19 protein-coding genes and 1 tRNA gene are annotated in these 18,489 nt (G+C 72.0%); 6 read left to right on the top strand and 14 right to left on the bottom strand.

The window, feature by feature from the left end; translation table 11 throughout:
* Positions 1-8: 8 nt before the first annotated feature.
* The 4 genes from ACF09C_RS09015 to ACF09C_RS09000 form a co-directional block, all read right to left on the bottom strand.
* Positions 9-93, bottom strand: a tRNA-Ser gene (locus ACF09C_RS09015).
* 67 nt (positions 94-160) lie between these two features.
* On the bottom strand, positions 161-589 hold the full coding sequence (tadA, locus tag ACF09C_RS09010; RefSeq protein ID WP_392091365.1) for a tRNA adenosine(34) deaminase TadA: 429 nt from the start codon (positions 587-589) through the stop codon (positions 161-163).
* A 95-nt stretch (positions 590-684) separates the two neighbouring features.
* Complete coding sequence (locus ACF09C_RS09005; protein ID WP_392090495.1) at positions 685-1,215, bottom strand: hypothetical protein; 531 nt, start codon at positions 1,213-1,215, stop codon at positions 685-687.
* A 229-nt stretch (positions 1,216-1,444) separates the two neighbouring features.
* Positions 1,445-1,642, bottom strand: a complete 198-nt coding sequence (locus ACF09C_RS09000) for a hypothetical protein (protein WP_392090493.1) — start codon at positions 1,640-1,642, stop codon at positions 1,445-1,447.
* Between the two features lie 86 nt (positions 1,643-1,728).
* Here ACF09C_RS09000 and upp point away from each other — a divergent pair, with 86 nt between their 5' ends.
* The gene (gene upp, locus ACF09C_RS08995) at positions 1,729-2,364 is read left to right on the top strand and encodes a uracil phosphoribosyltransferase (RefSeq protein WP_361435637.1); all 636 of its coding nucleotides are present in this window, start codon (positions 1,729-1,731) and stop codon (positions 2,362-2,364) included.
* A 22-nt stretch (positions 2,365-2,386) separates the two neighbouring features.
* Here the strand turns inward: upp and ACF09C_RS08990 are convergent, their stop codons facing one another.
* Both ACF09C_RS08990 and ACF09C_RS08985 read right to left on the bottom strand, forming a co-directional pair.
* Entirely contained in the window at positions 2,387-3,025 is a 639-nt protein-coding gene (locus ACF09C_RS08990; RefSeq protein ID WP_392090490.1) for a LytR C-terminal domain-containing protein, read from the bottom strand.
* 156 nt (positions 3,026-3,181) lie between these two features.
* A complete protein-coding gene (locus ACF09C_RS08985; RefSeq protein ID WP_009067182.1) occupies positions 3,182-3,478 on the bottom strand; it encodes a type II toxin-antitoxin system VapB family antitoxin in 297 nt (98 codons plus the stop codon).
* Between the two features lie 98 nt (positions 3,479-3,576).
* On the opposite strand from ACF09C_RS08985, the gene ACF09C_RS08980 reads away from it, so the two are divergent.
* A complete protein-coding gene (locus ACF09C_RS08980) occupies positions 3,577-5,145 on the top strand; it encodes a helicase HerA-like domain-containing protein (RefSeq protein WP_392090487.1) in 1,569 nt (522 codons plus the stop codon).
* 122 nt (positions 5,146-5,267) lie between these two features.
* On the opposite strand, the gene ACF09C_RS08975 is transcribed toward ACF09C_RS08980, so the two are convergent.
* The 5 genes from ACF09C_RS08975 to ACF09C_RS08955 all read right to left on the bottom strand — a co-directional run bounded on the left by ACF09C_RS08975 (position 5,268) and on the right by ACF09C_RS08955 (position 11,580).
* Positions 5,268-6,830 carry a M28 family metallopeptidase gene (locus tag ACF09C_RS08975; RefSeq protein ID WP_392090484.1) on the bottom strand — a complete coding sequence of 521 codons (1,563 nt, stop codon included), beginning with the start codon at positions 6,828-6,830 and terminating at the stop codon, positions 5,268-5,270.
* A 115-nt stretch (positions 6,831-6,945) separates the two neighbouring features.
* A complete protein-coding gene (locus ACF09C_RS08970) occupies positions 6,946-7,557 on the bottom strand; it encodes an HhH-GPD-type base excision DNA repair protein (RefSeq protein WP_392090481.1) in 612 nt (203 codons plus the stop codon).
* A 114-nt stretch (positions 7,558-7,671) separates the two neighbouring features.
* Positions 7,672-8,637, bottom strand: a complete 966-nt coding sequence (gene pip, locus ACF09C_RS08965) for a prolyl aminopeptidase (RefSeq protein WP_392090479.1) — start codon at positions 8,635-8,637, stop codon at positions 7,672-7,674.
* Between the two features lie 10 nt (positions 8,638-8,647).
* Positions 8,648-9,226, bottom strand: coding sequence for an RBBP9/YdeN family alpha/beta hydrolase (locus tag ACF09C_RS08960; protein WP_392090476.1), 579 nt, complete (start codon positions 9,224-9,226; stop codon positions 8,648-8,650).
* An 83-nt stretch (positions 9,227-9,309) separates the two neighbouring features.
* The gene (locus tag ACF09C_RS08955) at positions 9,310-11,580 is read right to left on the bottom strand and encodes an ATP-binding cassette domain-containing protein (RefSeq protein WP_392090473.1); all 2,271 of its coding nucleotides are present in this window, start codon (positions 11,578-11,580) and stop codon (positions 9,310-9,312) included.
* A gap of 110 nt (positions 11,581-11,690) precedes the next feature.
* Here ACF09C_RS08955 and ACF09C_RS08950 point away from each other — a divergent pair, with 110 nt between their 5' ends.
* A complete protein-coding gene (locus ACF09C_RS08950; protein WP_392090471.1) occupies positions 11,691-12,641 on the top strand; it encodes a TetR/AcrR family transcriptional regulator C-terminal domain-containing protein in 951 nt (316 codons plus the stop codon).
* On the opposite strand, the gene ACF09C_RS08945 is transcribed toward ACF09C_RS08950, so the two are convergent.
* The gene (locus tag ACF09C_RS08945) at positions 12,613-13,248 is read right to left on the bottom strand and encodes a TetR/AcrR family transcriptional regulator (RefSeq protein ID WP_392091363.1); all 636 of its coding nucleotides are present in this window, start codon (positions 13,246-13,248) and stop codon (positions 12,613-12,615) included. The two genes, ACF09C_RS08950 and ACF09C_RS08945, sit on opposite strands and share 29 nt — an antisense overlap.
* 225 nt (positions 13,249-13,473) lie before the next feature.
* On the opposite strand from ACF09C_RS08945, the gene ACF09C_RS08940 reads away from it, so the two are divergent.
* The 3 genes from ACF09C_RS08940 (at position 13,474) to wrbA (ending at position 16,519) form a co-directional block, all read left to right on the top strand.
* A complete protein-coding gene (locus ACF09C_RS08940) occupies positions 13,474-14,691 on the top strand; it encodes an NAD(P)/FAD-dependent oxidoreductase (RefSeq protein ID WP_392090468.1) in 1,218 nt (405 codons plus the stop codon).
* Positions 14,692-14,889: 198 nt separating this feature from the next.
* Complete coding sequence (locus tag ACF09C_RS08935; RefSeq protein WP_392091362.1) at positions 14,890-15,789, top strand: RNA polymerase sigma-70 factor; 900 nt, start codon at positions 14,890-14,892, stop codon at positions 15,787-15,789.
* A gap of 121 nt (positions 15,790-15,910) precedes the next feature.
* On the top strand, positions 15,911-16,519 hold the full coding sequence (gene wrbA / locus ACF09C_RS08930) for an NAD(P)H:quinone oxidoreductase (RefSeq protein ID WP_392090465.1): 609 nt from the start codon (positions 15,911-15,913) through the stop codon (positions 16,517-16,519).
* A 100-nt stretch (positions 16,520-16,619) separates the two neighbouring features.
* Here wrbA and ACF09C_RS08925 read toward each other — a convergent pair whose 3' ends face one another.
* Together ACF09C_RS08925 and ACF09C_RS08920 are read right to left on the bottom strand one after the other, a co-directional pair.
* Positions 16,620-17,834 carry an RNA polymerase sigma factor gene (locus ACF09C_RS08925; protein WP_392090462.1) on the bottom strand — a complete coding sequence of 405 codons (1,215 nt, stop codon included), beginning with the start codon at positions 17,832-17,834 and terminating at the stop codon, positions 16,620-16,622.
* A gap of 2 nt (positions 17,835-17,836) precedes the next feature.
* Entirely contained in the window at positions 17,837-18,274 is a 438-nt protein-coding gene (locus ACF09C_RS08920) for a YciI family protein (protein WP_392090459.1), read from the bottom strand.
* Positions 18,275-18,489 lie beyond the last annotated feature (215 nt).

The raw sequence follows: 18,489 nt of genomic DNA, 5'->3' as shown, positions 1-18,489 counted from the left end.
GATCGAAGCGGTAGCGGAGGGATTTGAACCCTCGGTGACTTGCGCCACACTCGCTTTCGAGGCGAGCTCCTTCGGCCGCTCGGACACGCTACCGAGAGAGAGCTTAGCCCAAACATGCCCTGCGATGAAATCCGTATCGATCCGCAGGTCGGAGCGGGGGTCAGCGGGCCCGGAAGAAGGCTGTCAGCTGTGCCGAGCACTCCTCGCCGAGGACGCCCTGGATCACCTCGGGGCGGTGGTTGAGGCGTCGGTCGCGGACGAGGTCCCAGAGGGAGCCGGTCGCGCCCGCCTTCTCGTCGAGCGCGCCGAACACCAGCCGGTCGACCCTGGACTGCACGAGCGCGCCGGCGCACATCACGCAGGGCTCCAGGGTCACGACGAGCGTGCAGCCGGTCAGCCGCCACTCGCCGACAGCCGCCGCGGCCCGGCGCAGGGCCAGGACCTCGGCGTGGGCGGTCGGGTCACCGGTCGCCTCGCGCTCGTTGTGGCCGACGGCGAGGACCGTGCCGTCCGGGGACAGCACGACCGCGCCCACCGGTACGTCACCGGCCAGCGCGGCGCGGTCGGCCTCGGCGAGCGCGCGCCGCATGGGCTCCCGCCAGGGATCCCGCACCGGATCGGCGGCGGGGGTCGGAGTGGGTACGGGGTCGGGGACGGGTACCGGGTCGGGTACTGCTTCGGTCACTAGCGGACGGTCTCCAGCACGTCCGAGGCGCCCAGCGCGTCCGCGATCTCGCCGAGCGCGTCGCTGTCGAGCTCCTGCAGCTGGCTCTCGGACATGCCGAGGTCCGCGAGGAGCAGCCGGTCGCCCACCGGTTCGGCGGGCACGCCGTCGGCGGAGGCGGTGGCCTCGTCGTCCTCGTCGTCCCGGTCGAGCGGCTCGCCGTCCTCGGTGCCGTCGAGGTTCAGGTCGTCCAGGGTGTCGGCGTCGTCCTGGTCGTCCCCGAGGATCTCCTTGGTCAGGATCTCCCCGTACGAGGAGCGGGCGGCGGCCGCCCCGTCCGAGACGTAGATACGAGGGTCGTCCTCGCCCTCGATCCTGAGCACGCCGAACCAGGCGTCCTCCTGTTCGATGAAGACGATGACCGTGTCGTCGTCGACCGAGGCCTCGCGGGCCAGGTCGACCAGATCCGACAGGGTCTCCACGTCGTCGAGCTCCGTATCGCTCGCTTCCCACCCGTCTTCGGTGCGCGCGAGCAGTGCGGCGAAGTACACCGTGACTCTCCCACTGATCAGAGGATTTTCGATCCGGCGGTGCCCTCCTGAGTGCCCCGCCCAATCGGCATCGTGGCAGAAACAGCGGCTTCAGGAGAGGTCTTCGGCTCTTGCGTCGTGCATCAGTCTGAACGACACGCCGACGGTGGGCGCGCGTACCCGGCGCACTTTCCCGGCGCACGGCCCCGGCGCACGGGCGGCGCGCGCGTGGCGCCGGGCGCCCTCGCCGTCACCAGCGGAAGGTCCTCATCCGCATCTGCTGGCGCATCCGGGCAGCCCGCGCGCGCCGGGGCTGCACGCGGTCGCGCAGCGCCTTCGCCTCGTGCAGTTCGCGCAGGAACTGGGCGCGGCGCCTGCGGCGCTCCGCGTCCGTCTCGGGCGGCGTCTCACCGCCCCGTACGTCCGCCGGGTCTTCCGGTCTCGGCATGGGCCACACCACCCCACGACTCGGTCCTTGCCCCCACCTTCCCTCCCCGGCGTGGGTTGATGCCAGTGCGGGCTACTGTTGGAGTCATGCGTCTCCACGTCGTCGATCACCCGCTGGTCGCCCACAAGCTCACCACGCTGCGCGACAAGCGCACCGACTCCCCGACCTTCCGCCGGCTCGCCGACGAGCTGGTCACCCTGCTCGCCTACGAGGCCACCAGGGACGTGCGCACCGAGCAGGTCGACATCGAGACCCCCGTCACGCCGACGACCGGTGTGAAGCTGTCGTACCCGCGGCCGCTGGTGGTCCCGATCCTGCGCGCCGGTCTCGGCATGCTCGACGGCATGGTCCGGCTCCTGCCGACCGCCGAGGTCGGCTTCCTCGGCATGATCCGCAACGAGGAGACGCTGGAGGCGTCGACCTACGCGACGCGGATGCCGGAGGACCTCTCGGGCCGCCAGGTGTACGTCCTCGACCCGATGCTGGCGACCGGCGGCACGCTCGTCGCCGCGATCCGTGAGCTGATCAAGCGCGGCGCGGACGATGTCACCGCCGTCGTGCTGCTCGCCGCCCCGGAGGGTGTCGAGATCATGGAGCGCGAGCTGGCGGGCACGCCGGTGACCGTCGTGACGGCCTCGGTCGACGAGCGCCTGAACGAGCACGGCTACATCGTGCCGGGGCTCGGTGACGCGGGCGACCGGATGTACGGCACCGCCGACTAGCGGATCGTCGGGCGGCGGTACCTCAGCACTTCGCGGCGGGCGCGGGCTTGGGCTTGTTCAGAGCGACCAGGGCCGCGTCCGCCGTCGTCTTGGCGTCCAGGGACTTGAACGCCGTACCGATGATCAGGTCCACGTCCGCCGTCGCGCGCGGGTCCGTCTTCGTCGTGGCGCCCTTCAGCTGGGTGCCGAGGACGGGGAACGCGCCCTTCGTCGCCGTCGGGCCGCCGAGCAGGACCGCGGCGCCGGGGACCTTCTTGTCGTACGCGGCGGGGGCGTTGCCGACCTTGCCGATGACGAAGCCGCGCTTCTTCAGCTCGTCGGCGGTCGACTTCGCGAGGCCGCTGCGCGGGGTCGCGTTGTAGACGTTCACGGTGATCTGCGAGGGCTTGGGGAGGGCGGCCACGGGCGTGCCCGTCGCCTTCGGCACGACTGGCTTGCAGTCGGCGCCCCGGCCGGCGGTGGTCTTCGTGTCGTCCGTGCTTCCGCCCGAGAACACGTCGACGAGCTGCAGCGTCCCCCACCCGGCGGCGCCGAGCACGACCACGGCGGCTCCGGCCGCCAGGACGATCCTGCGCCGGTGGCGGGGGCGGCGCATACGCGGGTACTTGTCGCCCGTGATGCGGTACTTTCCGCCCATTCCGGGGGGAGTGAGCATGCTCATGGACGCAGCGTAATGCCGCTGCCCAGGGTTGGATACCGGAAGATCATGTGATCGCGTCCGGATGGGCGCGTGGAGTCCCCGAAAGGATCAGCCGGGCGCCGTCCCGGGGGGAGGGGCCGAGGCCGGTCCCGGGGGAACGACCGAGGTCGGTCCGGGTCAGTCCATCTCCAGGACGCGGGCGTGCAGCACCTGTCGCTGCTGGAGCGCCGCGCGCACGGCGCGGTGCAGCCCGTCCTCGAGGTAGAGGTCGCCCCGCCACTTCACGACGTGCGCGAAGAGGTCGCCGTAGAAGGTGGAGTCCTCGGCGAGCAGCGTCTCCAGGTCCAGCTGGCCCTTGGTGGTGACCAGCTGATCGAGGCGGACCGGGCGCGGGGCGACGTCCGCCCACTGCCGGGTGCTTTCCCGGCCGTGGTCGGGGTACGGCCGGCCGTTTCCGATGCGCTTGAAGATCACACGGAAAGCCTACCGGGCGAGCGGCTCCCGGCGCAGCCACGCGGAGCCGATGGGATGCTGGGGCAAACCGTGGTAATTCGGGAACTAGGGGTCCTGTCATGAGCGTGAGCGAGCAGTCTCCGACCGGCGAGATCGCGGCGGGGTACGCCTTCTCGGGGCCCGCGCTCGAACTGGGCGCCCTGCTGTGGAACGGCGAATGTCACCCGGACGCGCGTATCAGGATCCCGCTGCCGATGCTCAACCGGCACGGTCTGGTCGCGGGCGCGACCGGCACCGGCAAGACGAAGACGCTCCAACTCGTCGCCGAGCAGCTGTCGGCGAACGGGGTGCCGGTCTTCCTCGCGGACATCAAGGGGGACGTCTCGGGGATCTCGGCACCGGGCGCTGAGGGCGAGAAGGTCCGGGAGCGCGCCGGCCAGGTGGGGCAGGAGTGGGCGGCGACCGGGTTCCCGTGCGAGTTCTACGGGCTCGGCGGGGTCGGTCCGGGGATTCCCGTACGGGCCACGGTGACCAGCTTCGGTCCCGTGCTCCTGTCGAAGGTGCTCCAGCTCAACCAGACGCAGGAGCAGTCGCTCGGGCTGATCTTCCACTACGCGGACCAGAAGGGTCTGGAGCTGGTGGACCTGAAGGACCTGCGCGCGGTGGTGGCCTTCCTCGTCTCGGACGTGGGCAAGCCGGAGCTGAAGGGCATCGGCGGGCTCTCGACGGTGACGGCCGGGGTGATCCTGCGGGCCATCACGGCGTTCGAGCAGGCGGGCGCGGGTGGGTTCTTCGGCGAGCCGGAGTTCGACACGAGCGAGTTCCTCCGCACGGCGGCGGACGGGCGCGGTGTCGTCTCCGTACTGGAGCTGCCGGCGGTGCAGGACAAGCCGCAGCTGTTCTCGACGTTCCTGATGTGGATGCTGGCGGATCTGTACGGGGACCTGCCGGAGGTCGGCGACCTGGAGAAGCCGAAGCTGGTCTTCTTCTTCGACGAGGCCCATCTGCTGTTCAACGGGGCCTCGAAGGCGTTCCTGGAGGCGATCACGCAGACCGTGCGGCTGATCCGCTCGAAGGGGGTCGGGGTCTTCTTCGTGACGCAGACCCCGAAGGACGTGCCGGGGGACGTGCTCGCGCAGTTGGGCAACCGGGTGCAGCACGCGCTGCGGGCGTTCACCCCGGACGACGCGAAGGCGCTGAAGGCGACGGTACGGACGTTCCCCCACTCCGCCTACGACCTGGAGGAGGTCCTGACCGGCCTCGGGACGGGCGAGGCAGTGATCACCGTGCTGAGCGAGACGGGCGCGCCGACGCCGGTGGCGGCGACCCGGCTGCGGGCACCGGAGTCGCTGATGGGGCCGATCGACGCGGCCGCTCTGGACGCGGCGGTGAAGGGCTCGCTGCTGTGGGGGCGGTACGCGGAGGCGGTGGACCGGGAGTCGGCGTACGAGAAGCTCACGGCGGAGCAGCAGGCCGCGGAGGCGGCGGCGGTCCGGGCCGCCGAGGAGGCCGAGGCGGCGAAGGCGGCGGAGAAGGCGACCCGGGCCGCCCCGAAGAAGGAGGACGCGTCGCTCGCCGAACAGGTGGTGGGCAGCGGGATCTTCACGTCGCTCGCGCGGTCGATCGGGACGCAGCTGGGGCGGGAGATCAGCCGGTCGATCTTCGGGACGGCGCGGCGGAAGCGGTAGTGCGGAAGCGGTAGGGCGGCAGGCGGTAGGGCGGAAGCGGTAGTGCGGAAGCGGTAGGGCGGCAGCCGAAAGGCCCGCCCCCGGAGGGGCGGGCCTTCACGCGAGTCGTCGCTCCGGAGTGGTTACTCCGTCACCTCGTGGTCGTGGCCGTCGTGCAGGCCGCCGCCGCTGCCCGCGTCGCCGTCCGTGGGGACGGTGGTGACCGGACGCTTGAGGGAGCTGATGTCGTGGGCGTAGGTGCCCACGGCGTTGGCGATGATGTCGATGTTGGCGTCGAAGGCCTTCATGTTGATGTTCGACAGGTTGTCGCCGGCCGCGTGGTAGTTCACGTCGTACGCGACACCGGCCGTGCCGCCGAACTTCGCCGCCTGCGCCGCCGTCTTGATGCCCTCGGCGCCGGTGAACGTGCCGCCGGAGGGGATGCCGATCTCGATGAACGGGCCGTAGTCCGAGCGGCCCGTGAAGTCGGTGCCCTCGTGCGGGAGGCCGCGCTTGTCCATGAAGTCGGTGATGTCCCGCTCCAGTTGGGCGGAGCCCTCCGGGCCGGCGCCCGCGCCGACGCCGTCGGAGTTGTCGCCGTCGTAGACGAACAGGCCGTAGTTCGGCGAGGCGATCATGTCGAAGTTGAGGTAGAGCTTGACTTCCTTCTTGTCCAGCTCGCTCATGTTCGCGACGTAGTGCTCCGAGCCGAGCAGCCCGTTCTCCTCCGCGGACCACCAGGCGAAGCGGACCTTGTTGCGGACCTTGTCCTTCGACTCGGCGAGCTCGAGGGCGGCCTGGAGGAGGCCGGCGGAGCCGGAGCCGTTGTCGTTGATGCCGGGTCCCGCCGTCACCGAGTCGAGGTGCGCGCCGAGCATCACGGTGTTGGCGGCGTTGCCGCCCTTGGTCTCCGCGATGACGTTGTTGGTGGTGCGGTTCTCCTGGAGCTGGCGGATCTCGAAGGAGAGGTTCACCGGGCCCTTGGCCAGGTCGGCGGCGAGCTTCTCGCCCTCGGCCTGGGTGACGCCACCGGTCGGGATCTTGCCCGCGGCCGGGTCGCCGAGGGTGCCGGAGAGCGCGCCGTCGGTGTTGTTGTAGATGATCGCGCCGGCGGCGCCGGCCGCGGCCGCGTTCTCCTGCTTGGCGGCGAAGGTGCAGCCACCGCGCTTGATCAGCGCGATCTTGCCGGTGAAGGCGCCGGCCGCGAAGTCGCCCGGCTCGCAACCGTTCGTGCCGTCCGCGTCGACGGGGGCGGCCGCGAGGTCGGCCTTGATGCCGCCGACCGGGGTCGACTTCGTGTACGTCATCGCGGAGATGGTGACGTCACGCGGGGCCGGGGAGATCACCGAGGCCTTCTCGGCCAGGGTCTGCGTGTAGAGGAAGCTGAACTTCTGGTACGAGACGTTGTAGCCGGCCTTCTTCAGCTGCTGGTACACGTACGCCGCGGAGGCGTCGTGCCCGAGCGAGCCGGCCGCGCGGTGACCGCCGGCCGAGTCGGCTATCGCCTGGAACTTCTGCAGGTGCTTGTAGGCACCCTGCGCCGAGGTCTCGCGGACGAGCTTCTTCGCCAGCTGCGCGGCGTCCCGTGCGGGCTTGGCCGCGGGGTCGTGCTTGGCGGTGGCGGGGGAGGCAGCTGCCAGCAGGAGCGGGGTAGCGAGTGCGGCTGCGGCCAGGGTGGCCGCGGCTCTGCGAGAGGATGCGTTCACAGAGGTCCTTCCCGGTGCGAACGAGGTTGAAGGGAAGTTAGCGATCTCCGGCGGCTTCTGTGAACAGGTACGGCACAATTCATGTCTCATTTAGCAGGATTGACATCCGGAACGATCAATTCCCGGACGATTTGCTGCCCTTCGTCGCTTTGGCCTCCTTCGCCGCCCGCTTGGCCTCCTGCTTGAAGGCCCGTACCTTCGCCAGCGACTCGGGCCCCGTGATGTCGGCCGCCGAGCGGTAGGAGCCCTGGTCGCCGTAGGCCCCCGCCGCCTCCCGCCAGCCCTCGGGCCGTACGCCGTACTGCTTGCCGAGCAGCGCCAGGAAGATCTGCGCCTTCTGCACCCCGAAGCCGGGCAGTGCCTTCAGCCGGGAGAGCAGCTCCTTGCCGCTCTTCGCGTCCGCCCAGACGGCCTCGGCGTCACCGCCGTACTCGTCGACGAGGAACTGGCAGAGCTGCTGGATCCGCTTGGCCATCGACCCCGGGTAGCGGTGCACGGCCGGCTTCTCGGAGAGCAGCGCCCCGAAGGCCTCGGGGTCGTACGCGGCGATCTGCCCGGCGTCGAGATCCTCCGCGCCGAGGCGCTGCGCGATCGTGTAGGGCCCGGAGAACGCCCACTCCATGGGCACCTGCTGGTCGAGCAGCATCCCGACGAGCGCGGCGAGCGGGGAACGGCCGAGGAGTTCGTCGGCCTCCGGCTGCTGGGCGAGGTGGATCTCGGTGGTCATGCCCCGATGATCGCGCCGCGCGCGGGGCACCGCACGGCCGTTCACCCGCCTGCCGCTCTGGGAGAGTGACGGTCGGCGGTCGGCGGTCAGGGGTCGGCGGTCAGCGGTCGGCGGTCAGCGGTCGGCGAAGCGGGCGAGGGCCGAGAGGATGAGGGCGCGGGTCTGTTCGCCGCCGAGGTGGCCGGCGCCTTCGATCACGTGGAGTTCCGCGTCCGGCCAGGCGCGGGCGAGTTCCCAGGCCGTGGTCAGCGGGCCGCCCATGTCCTGGCGGCCGTGGATCAGGACGCCCGGGATGCCGGCGAGCCGGTGGGCGTCGCGGATCAGGGCGCCCTCCTCCAGCCAGGCCCCGTGCGCGAAGTAGTGGGCGCAGATCCGGACGAAGGCGAGCCGGGGGTCGTCGACGCGGTCGCTGTACGGGGTGCCCATGCCCTCCATGGACAGCACCGCGTCCTCCCAGGCGCACCAGTCGGCCGCCGCCTTCTCCCGTACGGAACGGTCGGGGTCCTCCATCCGGCGGGCGTACGCGGCGACGAGTTCGGCCGCCCCGGGCGCCGCGGCGGGTTCGCCAGCCTCCCCCTCGACCCCCGCTCGGAAGCGTTCGTGCGCCTCGGGGAAGAACGCCCCGGCGCCCTCGTACAGCCAGGCGATCTCCGAGCGGCGGGTCGTCGTGACGGAGACGATCACGATCTCGGAGACGCGCTCCGGGTGGGCCTCGGCGTACGCCAGGATCAGGGTGGAACCCCAGGAACCCCCGTAGAGGAGCCAGCGGTCGATCCCGAGGTGCTCGCGCAGCCGCTCCATGTCCGCGACGAGGTGCGCGGTGGTGTTCACGGACATGTCGGCGGCCGGGTCGCTCGCGTGCGGGAGCGAGCGACCGCAGCCGCGCTGGTCGAAGAGGACGATCCGGTACTTCTCCGGGTCGAAGACCCGGCGGTTGCTCGGGCGCGCCCCCGCGCCCGGGCCGCCGTGGACGTACAGGGCGGGCTTCCCGGCCGGGTTGCCGGCGACCGAGTAGTGGACGCGGTTGCCGTCACCGACGTCGAGCAGGCCCTCTTCGTGCGCTTCGGTCTCCGGGAACATCCGGCCGACCCTACCGGGGCGTGAGCCTCGTCGTCGGGGTCTCGCACCACTGGAGGAGCGAGGGCCACTCCCCGTACCCCGAGTCCGGCGTCAGGTGCGCGCCGCCCGGGATCACGTCCATGTCGAGGCCGAGCGGGGTGCCGTAGGGGACGTCGGCACCCTCGGGGCAGTACGGGTCCCCGGCGGCGTACACCAGCCGGGCCGGTGCCTTGAGCCGTACGGCTCCGAGGTCGAGCCCCTCCGCGAAGGCCGCGATCTCCGGGATGGACGCGGTCACGGCGGGCGACGGCGGGGCGACGAGCAGGACCCGGTCGACGTCGAGCCCTTCCGGGTCGAGGGCGGCGGCCCGCAGCCAGAGGACGACGGAGAGACTGTGGGCGACGACGACGAACTCGCCGCCGTCGGCCGGGCGGCGCAGGTTCTCCCGTAGGGCCTCCAGCCACTCCGCCAGGACCGGAGCGTCGGGTTCCGGCAGCTGGGGATAGCGGACCTCGTGCCCGCGCTCGGCGAGCCGCCCGGCGAGCCAGTGGTGCCAGTGGCCGGGCGGACGGTGGTTCTGGAAGCCGTGGAGGAGAAGGAAGGTCGCCATGGGTCGATGGTGTGGGGTGGGGGCGGGGCCGGTCCAGGGGATTCCGGGGAATGGACGCCGGGACCGGACCCTCACGTGGGCGCTCAGCCGCCCACGTACTCCCGCAGGTGGCGGGCTGTCAGGGTCTCGCCCTTCTCGACCAGGTCGGACGGCGTGCCCTCGAAGACGATCAGGCCGCCGTCGTGGCCCGCGCTCGGGCCGAGGTCGATCAGCCAGTCGGCGTGGGCCATGACCGCCTGGTGGTGCTCGATGACGACGACCGTGTTGCCGGCCTCGACCAGGCGGTCGAGGAGGGCGAGGAGCTGGTCGACGTCGGCCAGGTGGAGGCCGGTCGTCGGCTCGTCGAGGACGTAGACCGCGGCCTTCTCCGCCATGTGGATCGCCAGCTTCAGACGCTGCCGCTCGCCGCCCGAGAGGGTGTTGAGGGGCTGGCCGAGGCGGAGGTAGCCGAGGCCGACGTCCTTCAGGCGGCCGAGGATCGTCCGCGCCTGCCCCTTGGCGGTGAAGAAGTCGTACGCCTCCTCGATCGACATCGACAGGACCTCGTGGATGTTCCTGCCGTCCAGGGTGTAGGCGAGCACCTCGGCGGTGAACCGCTTCCCCTCGCACTCCTCGCAGACCGACGCGACGCCCGCCATCATCGCCAGGTCGGTGTAGACGAGGCCGAGTCCGTTGCACTTGGGGCAGGCGCCCTCCGAGTTGGCGCTGAAGAGCGCCGCCTTGACGCCGTTGGCTTTGGCGAAGGCGGTACGGATCGGGTTGAGCAGGCCCGTGTACGTCGCCGGGTTGGAGCGGCGCGAGCCGCGGATCGGGGACTGGTCGGCGACGACGACCCCCTCGCGGCCGGGCAGGTTGCCGTGGATGAGGGAGGACTTCCCGGAGCCGGCGACGCCCGTGACGACGGTCAGGACACCGGTCGGGATCTCGACGCTCACGTTCCGGAGGTTGTGCTGGGTCGCGCCCGTGATGGAGAGCGCGCCGGTCCGCGGGCGTACCTCGGGGCGGAGCTTGGCCCGGTGGGAGAGGTGGGCGCCGGTGAGCGTCCCGGAGGCGCGCAGCCCCGGCACGTCACCGGAGTAGCAGATCTCGCCGCCGTTCGTGCCGGCGCGCGGGCCGAGGTCGACGACGTGGTCGGCGATCTCGATGACCTCCGGCTTGTGCTCGACGACCAGGACGGTGTTGCCCTTGTCGCGCAGCCGCAGGAGCAGGTCGTTCATGCGGCGGATGTCGTGCGGGTGGAGCCCGATGGTCGGCTCGTCGAAGACGTACGTCACGTCGGTGAGGGAGGAGCCGAGGTGGCGCACCATCTTCACGCGCTGTGCCTCGCCGCCGGAGAGCGTGCCGGAGGCCCGGTCCAGGCTGAGATAGCCGAGGCCGATCTCGACGAGGGATTCGAGCAGTTCGCGCAGGCCGGCGAGGAGCGGGGCGACGGAGGGGTCCTCGATCCGGCGGACGAACCCGGCCAGGTCGCTGATCTGCATGGCCGAGCACTCGGCGATGTTGACCCCGTCGATACGGGAGGACAGCGCGGCCTCGGTGAGGCGGGTGCCCTCGCACGTGGGGCAGGTGCGGAAGACGACGGCGCGGTCGACGAAGGCGCGGATGTGCGCCTGCATGGCGTCGCGGTCCTTGACGAGGACGGTCCGCTGGAGCTTCACCACGAGGCCCTCGTAGGTGAAGTTGTTGCTGCCGACCTTCACCTTGCAGGAGGGCCGGTGGAGGAAGTCCTCCCACTCCTGCTCGGTGAAGTCGGCGAGCTTCTTGTCGGGGTCGTAGAACCCGGAGCCGGCCATGATCTGCCACATCCAGGAGTCGACGGCGTAGCCCGGGACGGTGATCGCGCCCTCGTTGAGGGACTTGGTGCGGTCGACGAGCTCGTCCACGTCGACGTCGGAGATCTCGCCGGCGCCCTCGCAGCGCGGGCACATGCCCTCGGGCAGGTTGAAGCTGAAGGCGCCCGAGGTGCCGACGTGCGGGGTGCCGAGGCGGCTGAAGACGATGCGGAGCATCGTGTACGCGTCGGTCGCCGTGCCCACCGTGGAGCGGGAGTTGGCGCCCATCCGCTCCTGGTCGACGACGATCGCGGCGCTGAGGTTGTGCAGCCCGTCGACGTCGGGGCGGCCGAGGGCCGGCATGAAGGACTGGAGGAAGGCGCTGTAGGTCTCGTTGATCAGGCGCTGAGACTCGGCGGCGATGGTGCCGAAGACGAGCGAGGACTTTCCGGAGCCGGACACCCCGGTGAAGACGGTGAGGCGGCGCTTGGGGAGGTCGACGTCGACGTTCCGCAGGTTGTTCTCGCGGGCTCCGCGGACCTGGATGACGTGGTGGTTGTCCGCTGCGGCGGGGGTGGTCATGGGGTGCGCCCTCCGATGGTGGTCCCGTGTTCCGTACGTACCCCGACCACGTTACTCTATACAGCGTACAAAGTAATGAGAAAAACGTCTGACCTGCGAGAATGGGTGCCATGGCGAAGGAACGGAGCAGCGGCGCGGGGGATCCCGCGCGCACGCTCGAACTGCTGTGGCGGGACGCCGGGAGCGCCCTGGCGGGCGGTGGCGGCCGCCGGGGGCCGCGCCAGGGGCTGACGGTCGACGCCGTCGTGGACGCGGCCGTGGCCCTCGCCGACGGGGGCGGCCTCGACGCGCTCTCGATGCGCGCGGTGGCGCAGCGGCTCGGCGTGACGCCGATGACGCTGTACACGTACGTCCCCGGCAAGGCCGAGCTGCTCGACCTGATGCTGGACCAGGTCCTCCTGGCGATGGAACGGGCCCCCTTCCGGCCGGAGGTGCCGTGGCGGGCGCGGGTGACGGCGGTCGCCGACGCGAACCGCGCGCTCTACCTCGGGCACCCCTGGCTGGCGGAGCTGCGCGTCCACCGGCCGCCGCTCGGGCCGGGGGTGATGGCGAAGTACGAGCACGAGCTGGGCGCTTTCGAGGGCCTCGGGCTCGACGACGTGGCGATGGACTCGGCGCTGACGCACCTGCTCGGCTTCGTCCAGTCCGCCGCCCGTACGGAGCTGGACGCGCGGGCGGTGGACCTGGAGAGCGCGATGTCCGACCACGAGTGGTGGGACGCCCACGCGCCGCTGCTCGAACGGGTCTTCGACGCGGAACGGTTCCCGCTGGCGTCGCGGGTGGGGGAGGCGGCGGCGGTGGCCTACCAGGGCATGTACGACCCGGAGTACGCATACGGGTTCGGCCTGGCGCGGGTACTGGATGGGGTGGCGGCGCTGGTGACGGCTGCGGGGGGCGCTGCGGTGGGTCCGGGGTCTGCGGGGTCTGAGGGTTCTGCGGGGTCTCCGGGTTCTGCGGGCCGTGCGGGCTCTACCGGCCGTACGGGTTCTCCGGGTCCTGCGGGCTCTGCGGGTCCTACGGGCCGTACGGGTCCTACGGGTTCTGCGGGTTCCCCAGGTTGAGGAGGGCGTCGACACCGGCCTTGAGCTGGTCGGCGGTCAGCTCCCGCTCGGTGGTGAGGTGGTTGACGAGGCTCGGGGTGAACGGCGCGAGCAGCATGTGGGCGAGGAGCGCGCTGTCGGTCCCGGGCCTGAGCCGGCCGAGCAGCATGGCCACGTGGGTGTGCATGGCGAGGTACGCGCCGCTGGTGTAGGTCGCGCTGGGGGCGGCGGCCTGCGCGGCGAGCAGGAGTTCGCGCTGCTCGATGACCCGGTCGACGAGCGCGTCGAGGAAGGCGCGCAGCCGCTCGTCGGCGGGGGCGCCGGGCCCGAGGGGTGGCGGGCCGCCCATGTACGCCTCCTGGAACTGCACCTCCCGGTCGTCGAGGAGCGCCCACAGGAGCTGGGAGACGTCGCCGAAGCGGCGGTAGACGGTACCGACGCCGATGCCGCTGGCGTGGGCGACCTGGTTCATGGTGACCCCGCCGGGTCCGACCTCGGCGACGATCCGGGCGGCGGCGTCCAGGATCTTCCGGCGGTTCCGCGCGGCGTCGGCGCGCTCGGGCACGGCCCGGCCGACGGTGGGCAGCAGGGGGACGTCGGCCGCCGCCCTGGAGTCCTTCGCGCTCATCATGCCCGTCCGCCCTTCCGCTCCGACCTGCCCCCACACGCCGCGATTCGCTACGACCCCCCCTGGTCCGCCCCCGCTCACGAGCATAACGGAGCGCTATCCGGTTACCGGATCGGTGCGCGGAGTCACGTGATCCGGCTCACATCCACCCGCGCATGTCACATTCGCCGACCCGCCGGTGTCTAGAGGGTGAAGCGGCTTTCGAGGCTCACCGAGGGAGACATCATGGCTGGGAACACGGCAGTGGTTGTGATCGGTGGCGGGTACGCCGGAGTCATGGCGGCCAACCGGCTCACCAAGCGCGAGGGCGTGGAGGTCACGCTGGTCAACCCGAGGCCGTCGTTCGTCGACCGGATCCGGCTGCACCAGTTCGTGGGTGGCTCGCACGACGGTGTCACGGAGTACGGCAGGCTGCTGGCCTCCGGGGTCCGGCTGGTCGTGGACACCGTCGCGGAGATCGACGCGCCCGGGCGGAGCCTGGCGCTCGCCTCCGGTGACACGCTCGCCTACGACTACCTGATCTACGCGGTGGGCAGCATGAGCGCCGAGGTGCGGGTGCCGGGCGGGGCGGAGTTCGCCTACCCGCTCGGCGGGTGGGAGCAGGCCCGACGCCTGAAGGACGCGGTCGAGGCCGCGCCCGCCTCGGCCCCGCTCACCGTCGTGGGCAGCGGGACGACCGGCCTGGAGACGGCCGCCGAACTCGCGGAGGCCGGCCGGAAGGTGACCCTGGTCTGCGGCGCCCTCCTCGCCCCGTCCCTGCACCCGAGCGCGCGGCGCGCCGTCGCCAAGCGGCTGGCAGGGCTGGGTGTGACGGTCGTCGAGGGCCCCGGCGCGAAGGTGGCCGAGGTGACCCGGGACGCGGTGCGCCTCGCCGACGGGCGCGAGCTGGCGAGCACGGTGACCGTGTGGACCGCCGGGTTCACCGTGCCCGACCTGGCCGTGCGCAGCGGTCTGAGCACCGACTCCCTGGGCCGGCTGCTCACGGACGAGACCCTCACCAGCGTGGACGACGAGCGCGTCGTGGCGGCGGGCGACGCGGCGGCGCCGTCGGGGCTGCCGTACCGGATGAGCTGCCAGGCGGCGGTCCAGCTCGGCCCGCAGGCGGCGGAGACGGTCCTCAGCCGGATCGCGGACGAGCGGCCTGCGCGGGTCGAGGTGGGCTTCGCGGCCCAGTGCCTGAGCCTAGGCCGGCGCGCGGGGCTCCTTCAGCTCGCCGAGAAGGACGACACGGTCAAGAAGCAGTACGTGGCCGGTCGTGCGGGCGCGCTCGTCAAGGAGATGATCTGCCGGGGCATTCCGTGGCAGCTGCGGTACGAGGCGCGGAAGCCGGGGGTGCGCAGGTGGTGGTCCAAGGACGCAGGGCGCGAGCGGCTGGTGGCGATGGGCGGACGCCCGGACACCCGGCGCGCCGAAGCGCCCGCGGTCGCCGAACAGGTCGCGTGACGTGGGCCGGGGGAGAGCGAGTCGGCGGGTACACGTGCGGGAAGGGACAGTGCTGTGACTGATCCGGCGACGGACCCGAGGATCGAGGCGGCGACCAAGGCTCCTGTGGCCGAGGGGGCTGCCGGGCTGGACGCTCCCGCGACGGGGGCTGCCGGGCTGGACGCTCCCGCGACGGGGGCTGCCGCGGGCGGCGGTCTTGTGGCCGACGCCCCCGGGACCGACCCCGCGACCGAGACCTTCGTCGCCCATCGCAACCTGCTCTTCACCGTGGCGTACGAGATGCTCGGCTCCGCGGCCGACGCGGAGGACGTCCTCCAGGAGACCTGGATGCGGTGGGTCCAGGTCGACCTGGCGGAGGTGCGTGAGCACCGCGCGTACCTGGTCAGGATCACCACCCGCCAGGCCCTCAACCGGCTGCGCACCCTGTCGCGCCGGAAGGAGGCGTACGTCGGCCCCTGGCTGCCCGAGCCGCTGCTCACCGCGCCCGACGTGGCCCAGGACGCCGAGCTCGCCGAGAGCGTGTCGATGGCGCTGATGCTCGTCCTGGAGACGCTGTCGCCGACCGAGCGCGCGGTCTTCGTGCTGCGGGAGGTGTTCGACCTCGGCTACGACGAGATCGCTGCCGCCGTCGACAAGACCCCGGCCGCGGTGCGCCAGATCGCGCACCGCGCGCGCCGGCACGTCGACGCGCGCCGTCCGCGCGCGGTGGTGTCCGCGAGCGAGACCCGGGCGGCCCTGGAGTCCTTCCAGCACGCGCTCGCGACGGGGGACATCCAGGGCCTGCTGGACGTCCTCGCCCCGGAGGTCGTCCTGCTGAGCGACGGCGGCGGCATCAAGCAGGCGGCGCGCCGGCCGGTCCTCGGCTCCGACAAGGTGGCCCGTTACATCCTGGGCGGCGCGGGCAGGCACCCGGGCGCGGTCGCCACCGGCCTGACCGTGGTCAACGGCAACCCGGCGCTGGTCATGTACCTGGACGGTGAGATGGACGGCGTCATGGCGGTCCGGCTGGAGGACGCCCGGATCACGGGCCTGTACTACGTCCGCAACCCGGAGAAGCTGACCCGCGTCGGGTCCGAGACGGCGCTCGCGCTGCGGTGAGGGGGTGTGCAAGGGGAGCCGCCGCACGGGGGACGGCGGCTCCCCTTGCAAAGTGGATGAGTATCCGTTTAACTTCGGGGAAGGTTGAAACGGAACTGAATCCGCTTAAGGGGAGCTCGTCATGTCCGTGAACGTCGCCGTCATCTACTACTCCTCGACCGGGAGCGTGCACCAGCTCGCCCAGGCCGTCGCCGAAGGCGCCGAGAAGGCCGGTGCGCAGGTACGGCTGCGCCGCGTGACCGAGCTCGCCCCGGACGCCGCGATCGACGGCAACCCCGCCTGGCGCGCCCATGTGGACGCCGCCGCGGGCGTCGAGGTCGCCACGCTGGACGACCTGGAGTGGGCCGACGCGTACGCGCTCGGCTCGCCGACCCGGTACGGCAACATCGCCGCCCAGCTGAAGCAGTTCATCGACACGACGGGCGGCCTGTGGCAGCGCGGCGTGTTCGCGGACAAGCCGGCCACCGCCTTCACCAGCGCCCACAACGTGCACGGTGGCAACGAGTCCACCCTGCTCGCCCTCTACAACACCTTCCACCACTGGGGCTCGGTCATCGTCTCCCCCGGCTACACCGACGGCGCCGTCTACGCGGCCGGCGGCAACCCCTACGGCACCTCGCACGCCGGCGGCAACGGCGCCCCGGAGGAGAACGTCCTCGAAGCCGCCCGCTACCAGGGCCGCCGCCTCACCCACATCGCGAAGCGCCTGAAGGGCCTCGCGACGGACTGACCGAACGAACCACACGCGCGTGCCGTCCCCCGGGGCAGGCCGCACAAGCCGATGGGCCCGCACGCCCACTGAGCGACCACGGAACGCTCACTCGGCACGCTCACTCGGCCAGCCGGGCGGCCTTTATCCGGAGGTAGTGGCGTTCGGGGAGGCTGAGGGTGAGGGCGGCGGCCTCGGAGTAGGCCGCGCGGGCCGCCGCGCGGTCGCCGGCGCGTTCGAGGAGGTGGGCGCGGACGGCGGAGAGGCGGTGGTGGTCCTTCAGACGGGGTTCCAGGGCAGCGAGTTCGGCGAGGCCCGACTCCGGGCCGTGGACCATCGCGACGGCGACCACGCGCCCCAGCTCGGCCATCGGATGGGGCCAGTCGGCGACCAGGAGGTCGTACAGGGCGAGGATCTGCGGCCAGTCCGTGTCCTCGACCCGGCCGGCCTCGTCGTGCAGCGCGGCGATCGCCGCCTGCAGCTGGTACGGGCCCGGCGGGCCCGCGGTCAGGGCCTCCTCCACCAGCGCCGTGCCCTCCTCGATCGCGGCCCGGTCCCAGCGCGTCCGGTCCTGTTCGTCGAGCGGGATCAGCTCGCCGTGCGGGCCCGTGCGGGCGGCGCTGCGGGCCTCCGTGAGCAGCATCAGGGCCAGCAGCCCGGTCACCGTGACCTCCTCCGGGAGCAGCCGGCGGACGGCCCGGGTCAGCCGGATGGCCTCGCGGGCCAGGTCGGCGCGGAGCAGGGCGGGGCCGGAGGTCGCGGTGTACCCCTCGTTGAAGATCAGGTACAGCACCTGGAGCACGGCGGCGAGCCGGGCGTCCCGGTCGTCGGGTCCCGGCGTCTGGAAATGGTGGTTCCGCAGCTTCGCCTTCGCCCGGCTGATCCGCTGCGCGATCGTCGCCTCCGGTACGAGGTGGGCCCGGGCGATCTCCGCCGTCGTCAGGCCGCCGACCGCGCGCAGCGTCAGCGCGACCCGTCCGGCGGGCGGGAGCGAGGGGTCGCAGCAGAGGAAGAGAAGCGTCAGGGTGTCGTCGTCGGACGGCGCCGCGCGGGTCTCGCGCGGTTCCAGGCGCGCGGCGGTCTCCTCCCGCCGGGCCCGTGCCGCGTCCGCGCGCAGCTGGTCCGTGAGCCGGCGCGAGGCGACCCGGATGAGCCAGCCGCGCGGGTTGTCGGGCGTACCGGACGCGGGCCACTGCCCGGCGGCGGCCAGCAGGGCTTCTTGTACGGCGTCCTCGGCGGCGTCGAAGTGCCCGTACCGGCGGACGAGCGCGCCGAGGACCTGCGGCGCGTGCCGGCGCAGCAGCTCCTCGACGCTCTCTTCCGCTTCGGGGTCCACGCTCAGTTCGTGCTCCAGTCCTCGGCCAGGTCGGCCTCGGACCGCTGGTCGATCTGGCGGATCACGATCGGGTACTCCGGCGCCCCTTCGGGCTGCGGGCAGCGGGCGACGCGCGCGGCGATCTCGGTGACCCGTTCCAGGCTCGCGCAGTCGAGAATCCAATAGCCGGCCAGCAGTTCCTTCGTCTCGCTGTACGGCCCGTCGGTGATCACCGGCTGCCCGGCCTTGTCGACGCTCACGTGACGGGTGAGCCGGGGCTCGACGAGCCCCTGCGCGTCGACGAGCTCGCCCGACTCGGCGAGGTCGTTGTTGATGGACCCCATGTGCTCGAACATCGCCTGCAGGTCCTTCTCGCTCCAGGCGGGGCCCTGACCGGGGCGCTTGCCGGACATGGTGTCGTAGTCGGCCTGGGATCCCTGCACCATGACGAGGTACTTCATGACGTACTCCTTGGTCGGTTCGTTTCCTTCACAGGGGACGTCGGAGCGGGGATCCGATTCTCGACACCTCGCCGAGGCTCCGCAGGAATTTCCCGGGGATTCCACCCAGGGGAACCAGAAGGGGCGAACCGGCGGGCACCGGGCGGCGGGGCTCAGAGCCCGGAAGGCTCGCGCGCTCGGGGCTCAGGATCCGGTGAGCTCGCGCGCTCGGGGCT

Source organism: Streptomyces sp. NPDC014870 (genome assembly GCF_043081505.1).
In the GTDB taxonomy this organism is placed as follows: domain Bacteria; phylum Actinomycetota; class Actinomycetes; order Streptomycetales; family Streptomycetaceae; genus Streptomyces.
Note: the sequence above shows the minus strand (reverse complement) of the source record. Positions and strands in the feature narration are given on the sequence as shown.